The organism is Actinoplanes sp. NPDC049802 (assembly GCF_040656595.1).
Lineage (GTDB): Bacteria > Actinomycetota > Actinomycetes > Mycobacteriales > Micromonosporaceae > Actinoplanes.
In genome coordinates this window covers 69,266-83,684 of the sequence record NZ_JBFAMR010000035.1, presented here as the reverse complement: position 1 = coordinate 83,684, position 14,419 = coordinate 69,266, and the positions used below count along the sequence as shown (strand labels likewise).

Annotated in this window: 13 protein-coding genes; 9 read left to right on the top strand and 4 right to left on the bottom strand. The window is 70.4% G+C overall.

What is annotated here, in order from left to right:
- The first annotated feature begins 528 nt into the window (after window positions 1-528).
- The 4 genes from AB0I88_RS24075 (at window position 529) to AB0I88_RS24060 (ending at window position 4,288) form a co-directional block, all read left to right on the top strand.
- On the top strand, window positions 529-864 hold the full coding sequence (locus tag AB0I88_RS24075; RefSeq protein WP_361028559.1) for a cupin domain-containing protein: 336 nt from the start codon (window positions 529-531) through the stop codon (window positions 862-864).
- Window positions 865-874: 10 nt separating this feature from the next.
- Window positions 875-2,188 carry a pectate lyase gene (locus AB0I88_RS24070; protein WP_361028556.1) on the top strand — a complete coding sequence of 438 codons (1,314 nt, stop codon included), beginning with the start codon at window positions 875-877 and terminating at the stop codon, window positions 2,186-2,188.
- A 132-nt stretch (window positions 2,189-2,320) separates the two neighbouring features.
- Window positions 2,321-2,932, top strand: a complete 612-nt coding sequence (locus AB0I88_RS24065) for a hypothetical protein (RefSeq protein WP_361028553.1) — start codon at window positions 2,321-2,323, stop codon at window positions 2,930-2,932.
- A 123-nt stretch (window positions 2,933-3,055) separates the two neighbouring features.
- Window positions 3,056-4,288 carry a hypothetical protein gene (locus AB0I88_RS24060; RefSeq protein WP_361028550.1) on the top strand — a complete coding sequence of 411 codons (1,233 nt, stop codon included), beginning with the start codon at window positions 3,056-3,058 and terminating at the stop codon, window positions 4,286-4,288.
- 454 nt (window positions 4,289-4,742) lie between these two features.
- Here the strand turns inward: AB0I88_RS24060 and AB0I88_RS24055 are convergent, their stop codons facing one another.
- On the bottom strand, window positions 4,743-5,357 hold the full coding sequence (locus tag AB0I88_RS24055) for a hypothetical protein (protein WP_361028547.1): 615 nt from the start codon (window positions 5,355-5,357) through the stop codon (window positions 4,743-4,745).
- 83 nt (window positions 5,358-5,440) lie between these two features.
- Window positions 5,441-6,202: an alpha/beta fold hydrolase gene (locus tag AB0I88_RS24050; RefSeq protein WP_361028544.1), complete on the bottom strand. Its 762-nt coding sequence runs from the start codon at window positions 6,200-6,202 to the stop codon at window positions 5,441-5,443.
- Window positions 6,203-6,396: 194 nt separating this feature from the next.
- On the opposite strand from AB0I88_RS24050, the gene AB0I88_RS24045 reads away from it, so the two are divergent.
- From AB0I88_RS24045 to AB0I88_RS24035, 3 genes are read left to right on the top strand one after another with little or no spacing between them, the layout of a single operon-like run.
- Window positions 6,397-7,470: an LLM class flavin-dependent oxidoreductase gene (locus AB0I88_RS24045; protein WP_361028541.1), complete on the top strand. Its 1,074-nt coding sequence runs from the start codon at window positions 6,397-6,399 to the stop codon at window positions 7,468-7,470.
- Window positions 7,467-8,726 (top strand): MFS transporter, encoded by a 1,260-nt coding sequence (locus AB0I88_RS24040; protein WP_361028538.1) that lies wholly within the window; start codon window positions 7,467-7,469, stop codon window positions 8,724-8,726. Before AB0I88_RS24045 ends, AB0I88_RS24040 begins: the two co-directional genes overlap by 4 nt.
- 13 nt (window positions 8,727-8,739) lie before the next feature.
- Entirely contained in the window at window positions 8,740-9,984 is a 1,245-nt protein-coding gene (locus AB0I88_RS24035; protein WP_361028535.1) for an ATP-grasp domain-containing protein, read from the top strand.
- 45 nt (window positions 9,985-10,029) lie between these two features.
- Here AB0I88_RS24035 and AB0I88_RS24030 read toward each other — a convergent pair whose 3' ends face one another.
- Together AB0I88_RS24030 and AB0I88_RS24025 are read right to left on the bottom strand one after the other, a co-directional pair.
- Window positions 10,030-10,785: a sulfite exporter TauE/SafE family protein gene (locus tag AB0I88_RS24030; RefSeq protein ID WP_361028532.1), complete on the bottom strand. Its 756-nt coding sequence runs from the start codon at window positions 10,783-10,785 to the stop codon at window positions 10,030-10,032.
- Between the two features lie 7 nt (window positions 10,786-10,792).
- A complete protein-coding gene (locus AB0I88_RS24025; RefSeq protein ID WP_361028529.1) occupies window positions 10,793-12,310 on the bottom strand; it encodes a hypothetical protein in 1,518 nt (505 codons plus the stop codon).
- 331 nt (window positions 12,311-12,641) lie between these two features.
- Here AB0I88_RS24025 and AB0I88_RS24020 point away from each other — a divergent pair, with 331 nt between their 5' ends.
- Window positions 12,642-13,628 (top strand): phosphopantetheine-binding protein, encoded by a 987-nt coding sequence (locus AB0I88_RS24020; protein ID WP_361028526.1) that lies wholly within the window; start codon window positions 12,642-12,644, stop codon window positions 13,626-13,628.
- Window positions 13,625-14,419 carry an FkbM family methyltransferase gene (locus AB0I88_RS24015; protein WP_361028523.1) on the top strand — a complete coding sequence of 265 codons (795 nt, stop codon included), beginning with the start codon at window positions 13,625-13,627 and terminating at the stop codon, window positions 14,417-14,419. The genes AB0I88_RS24020 and AB0I88_RS24015 overlap by 4 nt, the downstream gene beginning before the upstream one ends.

Genomic DNA, 14,419 nt, shown 5'->3' with positions numbered 1-14,419 from the left:
GGACGCGTCGCCGGACCTGATGCGGCACCTGCTGTCCACGACGATCAACGCCCTGCTGTCGGCCGAGGCCGACGCCCGAAGTCGACACGCTGGCTGGTGTGTGGGTTTTGGGTGCGTCTCGCGCCCGAGGTCGACACGTCGGCTGGTGTGTGGCTTTCGGGTCCGTCTCGCGCCCGAAATCAACACGCTGGCTGGTGTGTGGCTTTTGGGTGCGCGTCGCGCCCGAGGTCGACACGCCGACCGGTGTGTGGCTTTCGGGTCCGTCTCGCGCCCGAAGTCGACACGCTGGCTGGTGTGTGGCTTTTGGGTGCGCGTCGCGCCCGAGGTCGACACGCCGACCGGTGTGTGGCTTTTGGGTGCGTACCGCGCCCGAACCCAACACGCTGGCTGGTGTGTGGCTTTTGGGTGCGTTTTGCGCCCGAGACCGGCGCGCAGCGGGGACTGCGGTGCATGGGGAGGGTCGGTTGGGTTCGGCGGGGTGCTCAGCCCGTACCGGAAACAGGTTTTGATCATGAGAGGAGGAACGCCGTGCGTAAGTTGACCTTCGCTGATCTCGACACCGGAGATCAGGGACCGAGATTCACCAACGTCCTGCCGGGGCACGTCACCGAGCGTGGTGGGTTCCGGATCTATCCGGAGCCCAACCACCGGACACACGACGGGCCGGGGCGGCACACGCACCCGATCCCCGAGGTGTTCTACATCGTCCAGGGGCAGGGCGAGATCGAGATCGAGGGCGAGGTGGTGGACGAGTTCCAGGCCGGCGACGCGATCCTGATCGAGCCGGAGGAGGACCACCACCTGATCAGCCGCGGCGAGGGCCCGCTGGCCTTCGTCTGGATGCACCTGGAACCGGCCGGGTAGGGCCGGGCCGATGCGGACCGCTCTCGCGGCGGCACTCGGCGTGGTCCTCACCGCCGCTGTCGCCACCATCCCCGCCTCCGCCGCTCCGGCCGCTGTCCCGGCTCAGGCGCGGCAGACCCTGCCCGCCGGCGACGGGTGGGCGGCCGCCACCACCGGCACCACCGGTGGCGCGGCGGCCGACGCCGCGCACGTCTTCGTCGTGCGCGACCGTGCCGAACTGGCCGCGGCCCTGGCCGGGGGAACCGACCCGACCCCGCGGATCATCCTGGTCAAGGGCACCATCAACGCCAATTCCGACGACGCGGGCAATCCCCTGACCTGCGCCGACTACGCGGATCCGGCCTACCGTCTGGACGCCTACCTGGCCGCCTACGACCCCGCCGTGTGGGGACGGACGAGCAGGCCCAGCGGGCCGCTCGAGGAGGCCCGGGTCCGGTCGGCGCGCAATCAGGCCGCCAGGATCCAGCTGCGGGTGGGCGCCAACACCACCATCTACGGCCTGCCGAACGCCCGGCTGGTCGGCGCCAACCTGCTCGTCTCCAACGTGGACAACGTCATCGTGCGGAACCTGCGGATGGAAGACGCGGCGGACTGTTTCCCGGCGTGGGACCCGACCGACGGGTCGGCCGGCAACTGGAACTCCGCCTACGACCTGATCACCCTGACCGGGGCGACGCACGTCTGGGCCGACCACAACACGCTCAGCGACGGGAACAACGTCGACGCCGATCAGCCGCGGTACTTCGGGCGGCCGTACCAGGTGCACGACGGCGCGCTCGACGTGATCCGGGCGTCCGATCTGGTCACCGTTTCCTGGAATGTCTTCGCCGAACACGACAAGACGATGCTGATCGGTTCCACCAACACCGTCGGCGCGGATGTCGGAAAACTACGGGTGACCGTGCACCACAACCGTTTCGCCAATGTCGGGCAGCGCGTTCCGCGGGTGCGTTTCGGTCAGGTGGACGTATTCAACAATTACTACTACCTGACCGATGAGGAGGCCTATTCGTATTCGTGGGGTGTCGGCGTCCAATCGGCGATCTACGCGGAGAACAACTTCCTGCTGCGTAGCGCGGACCTGGCGCCGGCGGACTTCGTCTACGACTGGGGCGGCACGGCGATGACCGAGATCGGCACGCTGACCAGGGTCGGAACCGGCCCGATACGCGAGGTGAGCCTGCTCGGCGAGTACAACGCCACGCACGACCCGGATCTCGGGACGGACGCGGGCTGGACCCCGGCGCTGCGTGCCGGACCGGTCACGCCGACCGTCGCGGTTCCGGCCGTGGTGACCGCGAAAGCGGGTGCCGGAAAACTGTGACGGGCTTTCCCGGCCGGGGTCCTCGTCCGCCCCGGCCGGGTCTTCCCGGGGCGCATCGCGCCGATCGCACTGAATCGTGACAGGTGCTGGGCTACGCTGGCGGGCGTCTCTTTTCCGGGCAGGGTGGTCCTCATGAATAATGGTGCCCGCCGCGCGGCGGCGGTGGTGATGGCGGCAGTTCTGCTCCCATTCCCGGCGCCCGCCGCGCCCGCCGTGGCAACGGTTCCGGTGGCCCCGGGGCACGGCCCGCCGGTTCTGGAACGGATGCGGCGTGACGTGGCCGCCGCGACCGGCTCGGCCGACGCCGAGGTGCCCTGCTGGCGCAACATCAGCATCAGGTCCGCGGCCAACGGCCGGTACGTCTCCGCCGAGATCGGCCGGGACGGCCCCGACTACGGGGCGTTGCGTGCCCGGGCCACGTCGGCCGGCCCGTGGGAGAGGTTCATCGTCTGCCGCGGCGCCGGATCCGGGGTCACCCGGATCCGGGCACAGGCCAACAACGACTTCGTCTCCGCCGAACTCGACTACGCCGGCGCGAAGTACGGGCTGTTGCGCGCCCGGGCCGAGCGGGTCGGCGGCCAGGAGCGGTTCTACTCCAACCGGGCGCCGGGCGGCCAGTTCTCCTTCTACGCGCGGGACACCCGCCGCTGGGTGTCGGCCGAGGTCACGTTCACCGGAGACGCATACGGATCGCTGCGCGCGCGGGCCACGCAGGTCGGCGCCGAGGAGACTTTCAGCTGGTAAGAGCCTTAAGAGTGCAGCCCGTCGAACCTTAAGTTTCGCTTTATTCCGATCAACGGTGATCCGTGCTTGGGAGCGTTCCCGTATGGACCGGTCGAGAGAGCGGTTCGACAGGAAGGCACGCAGATGAAGCGGTACCGGAGCTACCGGAGCTACGCGGGGGGCTCGTCGGCCGGAGCGAGGCGCTGGCGGGTGGCCGGCGTGGCGGGCGTCGCGGTGGCCCTGGTCGGTGTGGGGCTGGGCGTCGCGGCCGCCGCCGACACCGCCGTCCCGACGGTGAACTGCCCGACGGTGGCCGGCAAGCTCGGCGCCGTCCCGGCGCAGGCCCAGGCCGAGATCGCCCGCAACCTGCAGCTGCTGAACACGCAGATCCAGGAGGCGAACAACCGGATTCGCACCACCCAGGGGCAGGGCGGCCCCGACTTCATCCAGAACGCGATCCTCGGCCCGCTGAAGGACAAGCGGTTCGCGACGATCAACCGGATGGAGACGGCGATCGGCCGTACCCTCGCCAAGCCCGACCTCAACGCCGAGGGCCTCTCCGGCTGCACGCTCAACGCCGACGGCGGCGGCAACGCCTCGCCCGAGCCGGCCCAGGTGCCCGCCGCCTCCGTCTCGGCCGGCGCCTCCGCGGCCGGGAACACCGGCACGATCGTGTGCCCGGACGTCGTCATCGACGTCACGATCCCGGCGCAGGCGAAGGCCGAGATCGACCGGAACCTGGCTCTGCTGCGGACCCAGATCAACGAGGCCAACGCCCGTCTCAAGAGCTCCGTCGGCCAGGGCGGCGCCAACTTCGTCCAGAACGCGATCCTCGGCCCGCTGAAGGACAAGCGGTTCGCGACGATCAACCGGATGGAGACGGCGATCGGCCGCAACGCCGCCAAGCCGAACCTGAACGCCGAGGGCCTGTCGACCTGCTCGCTCAACGCCGCCGGTGGCGGTGGCGCGGCGGCCCAGCCGACCGCGGCCCCGACCACCCAGGCTCCGGCCGGCAACGGCAACGCGGGCAACAACCAGGCCGCGGCCAGCCGCAACACCGGCAACGTCGGCATCAACGACGGCACCGCGCAGGTGGACTGCCCGGACGTCGTGATCGACGTGGCGATCCCGGCGCAGGCGAAGGCCGAGGTCGACCGGAACCTGGCTCTGCTGCGGACCCAGATCAACGAGGCCGACGCCCGGATCAAGAGCACGGCGTTCCAGGGTGGCGTGAACTTCATCAACAACGCGATCCTCGGCCCGCTGAAGGACAAGCGGTTCGCGACGATCAACCGGATGGAGACGGCGATCGGCCGCAACGCCGCCAAGCCGAACCTGAACGCCGAGGGCCTGTCCGCCTGCAACCTGAACAAGTGACCTGTCACCCCTGATCGACCGAAACGGCCCGGCCGCACGGCTGGGCCGTTTCGTGCACCCGGACCCGCGCCCGTGGTACTCCCCAAGAGCCTGCAGCCCGCCGCCGAGTCCGGGCCCAGGAGGGGCTGGCAGCCCGGATCCGCTCCGGCTTCGGTGGCGCGGTCATCGACGCCCGCGCCTGCGCCCGGCACGCGGCGGCGCTCCAGCGCGCCGCGGCCGCGCCGAACTGCACGATCATCCCCGGCGGCACGTGCGACGACGGCGTCGGCTGTTTCGTACGGCCGACCGTCATCGAGTGCGACGGCCCCACCGACGAGGTGTTCACCACCGGGTACGCCGGCCCGATCCTGGCGTGTACGCCTACGGCTCCTTCGGCGAGGTGCCGGATCTCGCCGGTGGCCTTCTCGCCGCCTCCGGCCGGTCCACGCGGGCGCCGTTCGTTCGCCGGGCCGGATCAGGGTGCCGTGGAATCGTCCGGGGTGCCCGTGTCGAACAGGCCGTTCAGTCCCGCCGTGGCCTCGTGCCGTACCCGGGCCTCGACGGCGTACCGCTCCACGTTGTGCGCCTCCTCGACCAGGACCTCGGCGGCGACCGCGGCCACGTGCGCCGCCTCCCGCACCTGCGCGGTCTCCGACACCGCCGCCAGGTACGCGTTCCGGGCCACCCGGACCCGGTCGTCGTCCACCTGATCGGCCGGCGGCCCGGCGTGCTGCCAGATGCCGTTGAGCTGTTCCACCGTGAGCTCGCCGCGCCGGTACGCGGCCAGCGCCGCCCGTTGCACCAGCATCTGCGTCTCGTCCGCGGTCGCCACCCGGGACTCCCAGCGCGCCTCCAGATAGCGGTCCTCGGCCCGGTCCCGAGCGCCGGCCGCCTCCTCGGCGCGGCGGCGTGCCTCGTCGGCGGCCCGCGCCGCTCGCACGGCCGCCACCCGGACCGCCTCCACGTCGGCCACCAGTTCGTCCGCCTCGGCGGGCACCCGGCGGGGCCGCTGCCAGGCGGCCACCGCCGCCACACCGACCAGGATCACCACCACGATGCCGGCCGCGACGGCCATCCACGTCCAGACCATCGCCTTCGGACTCCTCCACCTAGACCGCAGGATCGCCGCCACCCTTTCTATCGCCCCGGGCCGGTGGCCGCCCGGTGACGGAATCAGCGCCGGGCGCGGCCGAGCATCTCGTCGATCAGCGTGGAACGGTGCTCGTCGAGGTAAAAGTGGCCGCCGGGGAACTCGCGGAGGGTGAACGGGCCTGTGGTCAACTCGGCCCAGGCGGCGACCTGGGCGCGGTCGACGGCCGGGTCGGCGGCGCCGAAGCAGGCGGTGACCGGGATGTCGAGGCGGCGGGACGGCTCGGGCTGGTAGCGCTCCATCAGCGCCAGGTCGGCGCGCAGCGGGGCGAGCACCAGGTCCCGCAGGTCGGGGTCGAGGCGGATGATCTCGTACATGCCGCCGAGCTCGGCGACCGCGGTGAGCATCTCCTCGTCGTCGAGCCGGTGCAGCGCCCGGCCCGCCGTGCGCCGGTGGGGTGCCGGGTGCCCGGAGACGACGAGCATCCGGGGCTGGGCCTCGACGGGTAGCCGCAGCGTCAGTTCGTAGCCGATCGAGGCGCCCATGCTGTGGCCGAAAATGATCAGCGGGCAGTCGGTCAGGCCGGTGACCGCCGCGGCCAGCCGTGCCGCCATCTCGTCCATGTCGGCGACGACCGGCTCGGTGAGCCGATCGTGGCGGCCCGGGTACTGTGCGACCACCACCTCGACGTCCTCCGGAACGGCGTCCGGCCAGGCACGATAGGCGGCTGCGGTGCCGCCGCCGTGCGGCAGGCAGAGGATCCGGGCCTGGGGCGCGGCCACCGGGCGGAAACGCCGGAGCCAGGCGTCCGGGGAGCGGTCGGGATACGGGTGCACGGGCGCCACGGGTCTCTCCTGCGGGTGTCGACTGCGTCCCTGCATAGCATTTGCTCGATGCCCTTCGGTGGCGCTGTGGGCCATCTCATCGTGCCGTCCTAGGTTTCGGGCGCATGTTGACTCGGATTACCGGCGCGTGACAGGCTTCGGCAGCATTTAATGTGGACAGTCCATTAGATTCCGCGAATTCAACGGGGGCTTGCGTGGAAGAGCTCAAGCTGCATTGGTGTTCGCCGTTGGACAGCGGCCAGCAGAAGGCTACCGACGCCTACCAGTCCGGTGTTCTGGATTTCGACGGCATCGTCGATTTCGCGCGCGAGGCGGAAGACCTCGGCGTCGATTCCCTGTTGATGGGGATCAGCTATCACATGCCCGATCCGCTTCCGATGATCGGGGCGCTGGTGCGGGCGACGAAGCGAGTGAAATTCATCCTCGCCTACCGGCCGGGCCTCATCCCGCCGACCCTGTTCACGCAGATCGTGAACACCATCTCCTGGATGTCCGACGGGCGTATCGCGCTGAACCTGGTGGCCGGTATCTCGCCGCGGGAACAGGCGTACTACGGCGACTTCCTCGCCCACGACGAGCGGTATGCGCGATCCAACGAGTTCCTCGACGTGCTGCACCGGTTCTGGAACGGCGAGAAGCCGCTCACCCACCACGGCGCCCACTACCGGATCGAGGAGGCGCAACTCGGGCTCGGTTACAAGGGTGGCGGCCGCCCCACGATCTACATCAGCGGCGCCTCCGGGGTGGCCCAGGACACCGCCGTGCGGTACGGCGACTGCTGGCTGCGGTACGGCGACACCCCCGAGGGGATCGCGGCCGCGACGGCGCCGGTGCTGGCCAAGGGCTGTCGCGCCGGGATCCGGATGCACGTGTTGGCCCGGGAGAGCCGGGAGCAGGCGGTGACCGAGATGGCCGCGATGATGCGCGACCCGGACGAGGACCACCGCGCCTGGGTCACGTCGTTCGTGGCCGCCTCCGACTCGCAGGCGGTGCGCAACTCGTTCCGGCTCGCCGAGGGCGCGAAGGACGACTGGCTGTCGCCGTACCTCTACTCCGGCGCGGTCGCCTACCGGGGCGGGCCCGCGCTCTGTGTGGTCGGCAGCTATGACGAGGTCGCGGCGTACCTGTACGAGTACAAGGCCGCCGGGGTCAGCGAGTTCATCTTCTCCGGCTGGCCGACCCGCGACGAGATGCGGATCTTCTACACCCGGGTGGCCCCGCTGATCCGCGAGCGGGAACGTGCCGGGAACGGGAACGCCGCACGGTGACCCGGCCGGTCCAGAGAGCGGCGGGCTCCGGCGGCATCCGGGCGCTTTTCGCGGCCGGGGTGCTGCTCGGGCTCATCGCCGAGCAGGTCGTGCTGTTCGCCGTACCCCTGCTGATCTTCCAGGACAGTGGCGACGTCTCCACGCTGGGCTTAGCGTTCGCGCTGGAGTGGTTGCCCGGACTGATCGCGTACCCGTTCGCCGGTCTGCTTGCCGACCGGGACGGGGGCGCGCGGCTGTTCTCCCGGGTCAACGTTCTGCGTGGGGTCACGGTCGCGGTGGTGGTGCTGATCTGCCTGACCCGGCCGTCGTGGAGCACGCCCGCGCTCATCGCCAACGGCGCCGTGCTGTCGGTGCTGGTGGCACCGGTCCGCATGTCGATCGAGAAGGTCGTGCCGCAGATCGCCGCCGGCAGCCGGATCGCCGCGGTGCAGTCCCTGGTGCAGAACATGGAGCTGCTCGCCCTGGCGCTCGGCCCGGCCATCGCGGTCGCTGCGGTCGCGCTCCTCGGCAAGGTGTGGTTGCTGGGCTCGGCCGCCGCGATCTTCCTGCTGGCGGCGCTCTGCTGGCGGCCGATGCCGCGGGTGCGGCCGGAGCCGGCGGCGGCTGCCGGTGAGCGGCGCGTCCTGGGCGAGCTGGCTCTGGGCTGGGCGCTGCTGGCCCGTAACCGGCCGGTGGTGCTGCTGGCGACTCTGAACTTCGCCATCAACCTGGTCTTCGCCACTGTGCTGGCGGCCAACGCGGCGCTGGTCACCGGCGTGTTCCACGCGTCGGAGTCGAGTTACGGGCTGCTCAACACGTTCGTCGGCGTGGTCGGCCTGGTCAACCTGTTGCTGATCCCGTGGCTGCTGAACCGGTTCGACGTCAACGCGCTCGGCGTCTTCGGGTTCGTCCTGCTGTGCTGTGCGCTGCTGGCCGCCGGTGGCGCGTCCTCATTCCTGGTCTATGGCACCGCCTTCGTGACCGCCATGACGGGGTGCGCCTACTACAACGTGTTCAACCGGACACAGCGCATCAAGGTCATCCCGGCGGAGCACCTGGGAAAGGTGATGGGGCCGTTCTACCTGCTCAACCTGCTTTCCTACCCGATCGGTGGCCTGCTGGTGGCCGGCGCCGGCGCGACGGTGGGCCCGCAGCGGCTGGTCGCCGGGCTGGCGGTGCTGCTGTGCCTGGCAGGCGCGGTGCTGCTGCCGATGACGCTGCGCAGTTTCCGGCAGGTGCTCGCCGGTGTCCCCTCGATGAATATCTCCCGAAAGTAGAGGTGTGAGACCTGTGCACATTGTTGTGGTCAACCGCTGGCCCCGATTCGCTGACGGGCCGCGCTGGGACAACGAGCTGACCCGGTACGAGGACTTCATCGACCACGAGAACAACCACGTCAGTTACGTCGTGGACGGGCCGGGCGTGGAGGGTGTGCTGGCCGACCCGTCGCGGATCGCAGCGATGGTCCGGGTGGCGGACGTCAACGACTTCCAGGCGTTGCGTACCGCGGTGTCCGAGGTGGCGGCCAGGGTCGGGCCGGTGGACCACCTCATCGCGCTCTCCGAGTTCACCCTGGAGATCGCCGCCCGGGTCCGGGAGGACCTGGGCATCCCCGGTCCGCGGCCGGAGGAGGTGGCCGTCTACCGGGACAAGGTCCGGATGAAGGAGGTCCTCGCCGCCGCCGGTGTCCGGGTTCCCCGCTTCGCCGCCTGCGCCGGCGTGGAGCAGAGCGTCACGTTCGCCGCCACGGTGGGATACCCGGTGATCCTCAAGCCGGTCGACGGCGCGGCCAGTATCGGCGTGCACCGCGTGCCGGACGAGACGGCCCTCCGGGCGCTGCTCGCCGAGGTGGACCTGGACCGGTACGAGATCGAGGAGTTCATCACCGGCGCCATCCTGCACTCCGACGGCTTCGCGAACGAGTCCTCCGGAGTGGAATTGCAGGTGGTGTCCAGCTATGTGAACGACTGCCTCGGCTTCGGCGCGGGACAGCCACTCGGCTCGGTCGTCATGCAGCGGTCCCCGTTGCGTGAGCGGGTCGAGGAGTTCACCCGGCAGTGCGTGGCGGCGCTCGGGCTGCGCGCCGTGCCGTTCCACCTGGAGCTGTTCCGCACGCCCGGCGACGAACTGGTCTTCCTCGAGGTGGGCGGCCGGGTCGGCGGCAGCGAGGTGCCACACCTGATCAACCGCCTGTTCGGCGCCAACCTGTACGAGGCGTGGCTGCGGGCACTCTCCGGTGACCGGACCTTCCGGCTGCCGGAGAAGACGGGCGATCCGAGCGGCGGCTGGCTGGTCGTGCCGAAACCCGCCGACGTGCCGGTGACGGTGGTGCGGGCGACGCCGCTGCGGGGCGTGGTGCCGACGATCTGGCGTGAGCTGCTGCCGCCGGTGGGCAGCGTGCTGGAGGCCGGCGGCAGCTACGACGCCCTGCACAGCGGCCGCTGGATCCTGCTGCACGAGGACGAGAAACAGGTGGCCGCGGACATCGACCGGATCATCGCGGAGTTCGACTTCGCCGCCGAACCCGTCCGCTGACGCGAGTGCGCCGCCCGCGTCAGCACGCGGGCGGCCCGATGACTCTCAGCGGACGATCATCAGCACGGCGGCGACCAGGCCGACCACGACGATCACGCCACGGAGGACCGGCTGCGGCAGGGCGCGACCGGCCCGGGCGCCGAGCAGGCCACCGACGGTGGAGCCGACCGCGATCATGGCGACGACGGCCCACTCCACGTCGGAGACCGCGATGAACACGATCGCGGCGACCCCGTTCACGATCGAGGCGAGCACGTTCTTCGCCGCGTTCAGCTGTTGCAGACCGTCGTGCAGGAAGATGCCGAACAGCGCGAGCAGCAGCACACCCTGGGCGGCGCCGAAGTAACCGCCGTAGACGCCGGTGACCAGCACGCCCGACCACAACGCCAGGCCGCCGTCGACGACCGTGCCGCTGGAGCGCTCACGCACCAGGCGGCTGACCCGGGGCTGCACCAGCACCAGCACACACGCCAGCACGATCAGCACCGGAACGATGGCGCCGAACGCCTCGTCCGGCAGGACCAGCAGGAGCAGGGCCCCGGCCAGACCGCCGATCAGGGACGCGGTGCCCAGCCGCAGCAGCCGGGCACGCTGGCCGCTCAGTTCCCTCCGGTAGCCATACGCCGCGCTGACCGTGCCCGGCACCAGGCCGAGCGTGTTGGCGACGTTGGCCGCCACCGGCGGGTATCCGAGCGCCAGCAGGGTGGGGAAGGTGATCAGCGTGCCCGACCCCACCACCGCGTTGATCATGCCGGCCGCGATGCCGGCGGCGGAGATGGCCGCCGCGTCGAAGATGTCCAAATCCTGCTTACCTTCCGGAGATCAGCTCGCTGACCTCGGGTCCGCCGGCGGAGTGCCGGGTCGTGATCGTCAACTTGTGCGGATCCCCGTTGAGGATGAGATCCACGACGCCGGACTGTCCCATACCGGTCCGGGACCGGCCGGTGTGTCCCGCCAGCCGGCGCACCTGGGCCAGCGGCAGACCGCTGAATCGCTCCAGCTCGGTGACGAGGGCGGCGTCCTCCGCGGACGGCTCGGTGGCCGTGGTGCAGAGCGCGACGAGCCGCTCGGTGTGCGGCAGCAGGCCCGGCTGCTCCGCCTTGACGTAGGCGGGCAGCCCGGCGGCACCGTCGGTGAACGGCGAGCTCACCAGGCAGACGAGGTGTTCCTCGGTGAGGCCGAAGATGTCGGCGGCGTACGCGTCCATGGCGGCCCGCATCCGCTCCACGGCGCCGGGCCCCCGGTAGCGGGCGCTGATCATCTCGATCAGGTTCGGCGGGAACTCCTTCTTCTGCATGAGCTGGGTACCGAAGGTGACGTACTCGGCGATGCCGTCGGCGTATTCCCGGCCGTAGACCCGCTCGCACTTCAGCCCTCGGATGTGCGCCATCAGGGCCGGGTTGCCGCAGTCGGACTCGGAGAAGCTGAACGCCACATCGTCGAACTGGAAGCCGAGGAAGCCGGTCAGCAGCTCCCAGTGGTCGCCCGAGTCGTACGCCGTGTCGTCGTAGATCGAGAAGAACCGCAGCTGGGCCGGGGTGTCGTGGTGGACCCGCCGCTCCTGGAGCAGTTCGGGCGCGTCACCGAAGATGTCGGTGAAGTACGCCCGGCCGATGTTGTCGATGGTCCGCAGCGTGCCGCCGAAGCCCTTGCGCTCCTCCTTGGACGGCGCGACCGCCATCCGATCGGCGAGCCGGTGGATCCACAGCAGGTAGGTGCGCTGTTCGGTGGGCGAGTCGCCGGTGATGATGATGTCCACGCCGCCGTCGTGCGATGCGCCCAGACCGAAGGCGTGCGCCGCGCTGAGGTTGCACGCGTTGCAGAAGGTCGGCCGGCCGTCGCCCAGCGTGCGGTGCCCGGTGACCAGGACGTCGAGCCGGTTGCGCGCGATGACGTGCGGCCGCTGCGGCAGGTCCACGTCGAACTCGGCGATGTCGTCGCCGTCGACCAGGAGCATCTCGCAGTCCGGGTCCGGGTAGAGGTTCAGCGCGGCGTAGGTGCGGTCGATGTTGTCCATGACCGGGCGCGGCATGCCGGCGTGCCGCATGGTGACCACCCGCAGCCGGAACGTCTCCCCGAACTCGGCGAAGAGCCGCAGCTGCATGGCCCGCACGAACGCGGTCGTGTAGGCGCTGTCCTTGCCGCCGCCGTACGCCACCATGACGACGCGGTCGCGGACCGGGCCGAGCTCGCTCAGGGCGGCGTGAAGCCGGGGGGCGCACCTCTCGACCTCGGCCCAGTGCCCGGTGCCGGACATCCGGTCACGTAGTTGCTCCAGCGTGTGCCGCCGGAGGCGGGACAGGTCAGTCTGCTGCACAGCGGACATCGCGGTGACTCCTTCGAAAGAGGGACGGGGCGCGAAGACGTGCGAGCGGAAACGGCCGGCCGCAGGATGGGTCCCCGGTGAACAAACTGACGGGACGATATCGCAGGGAAACGGAAGAGTCCACTTTGCTCGATGTCAAAAATTGGCACTCCATATTGGCCGTTGTATGTCGTTTCTCACACCCGTTTTCGGTGTCGGCTCTCCGACTCGGAAGTTACCGCTGAATTGCGCGGTGAGCGCTCTCCGGTGAAAGTCGCAGGTGAAGCGGCATAGATTCTCATCATTCGAGAATCATGGTGAAGCGCGGAATGGTCCGTCTAGTGTTCCGGATGTGATCAACGCCAGCGTCTTGTCCTGTGAGGCGATCGAACGAGAACTGCGCGATGTCTGGGGGAATCTGTTCGGCACTACCGTCGGGCCGCACGACAACTTCTTCGCCCTCGGTGGCGATTCTCTGAAGGTCGTCGAGGCGGTGATGGGGGCACGCCGGCGCGGGATCGACTTCCGGAGCTCGGCTGTCTTCCGTAACCCCACCCCGGCCCGTCTCGCGGAACACCTGACCGTCGGTGGCGGCCTGCGTGAGCCGGCCCGTGCTCCGGCCGTCCCCGCGGTCCTGCGCGGCGACGCCACAGCGCCGATGACCGATTCCGATGACTCGGCCGCGTCCCTTCACGTGATCCACTCGGTCACCTTCCGCGAGGCCGAACGGCAGGCGGTGGCCCGCTGGGCGCCGGGCCGCACGATCGCCTCCTGGTCCGCCGGGCCGGTCGGCGAGGTCGCCGACCGCTACGCCGGCGCGCTGACCGGTGACGGGCCCGGCCTGATCGGGTTCGGTGACGGCGCCGTGATCGCCCTGGAGGTGGCCCGCCTGCGTGCCGCGAGGTCGCTGCCGGTCGGCCCGCTGGTGCTGGTCCTCCCGCCGCGACCGGCCGAGCCGGTCACCGAGGAGCAGGCGCTCGGCGCGTTCCTCGACGGGCTGGCCCGCCGCTTCGGGCTGACCGGGGAGGAGGACCTCGGCGAGGTGCACGCCCGCGTGCGGGCCGCCGGATGGTTCAGCGCCGACGTCACCCCCGCCGATCTACCGGCGGCGGCCCGCACGGCAGCCGCCGTGACCGCCGCGACCAGCGGCCACCGGCCGGGCGCGTACGGCGGGCGCGCCGTCGTCGTCCACGACGGCGCCGACCGGGACACCGATGGCTGGGCCACGCTGTCGGCCACCACGGAGAATCACTGGTTCGACTATGGGCTCGCGAACCCGCTGCCCCTGCTGGCCGACGACCGGCTCGCCGAGATCATGGGTAAGGAGCTGTCCCGGTGACCGAGCGCAGAACCTTCGCCGGCGGCCTCACCGTGCACGGCCTGAACCGCAACGAGACCGACTATCTCTACAAGGAGATCTTCGAGGACCAGGTGTACACGCCGCCGGGTGGCTTCCAGCTCCCCGACGACCCGGTCGTCTTCGACGTCGGCGCCAACATCGGCATGTTCACCCTGTTCGCCGCCCAGCGGTTCCCCGGGGCGCGGATCTTCTCCTTCGAACCGGTGCCGCGGACCTTCGACGTGCTCAGCCGCAACGTCGAGGGCCTGGCCGGCGTACGGCCGCTGAACATGGCGCTCGGCGATGCCCGGCAGACCCGCGAGCTGACGTTCTACCCGCAGTACTCGATGATGTCGGGCTTCGACGCCGATCCCGAGGTGGACCGGGCGCTGGTCCGGTCGTACATCGAGAACGTCGCGTCGACGCTGGACGACGAGCGCCGCGACGCGCTGCTGGAGGAGGCGGACGAACTGATCGTCGACCGCTTCGAGGGCCGGCAGGAGGTTCCCTGCCGGGTGGAGCGGCTCGACGACATGGCCGCCGAACTCGGCGTCGACCGCATCGACTTCTTGAAGATCGACGTCGAGGGCTTCGAGGTCCGGGTGCTGGAGGGAATCGGCGCGGCGTTCTGGCCGCGCATCGGCGCGGCGGCCGTCGAGGTCGAGGACGACGCCGGGGAACTGGCCCTGGTCACCAAGCTGTTCACCGAGCACGGCATGCGGACCGTGGTCGAGCAGCCCGGCGAGTACCAGGGCACCAGTGTCTACAACGTGTTCGCCTCACGTCCCTGA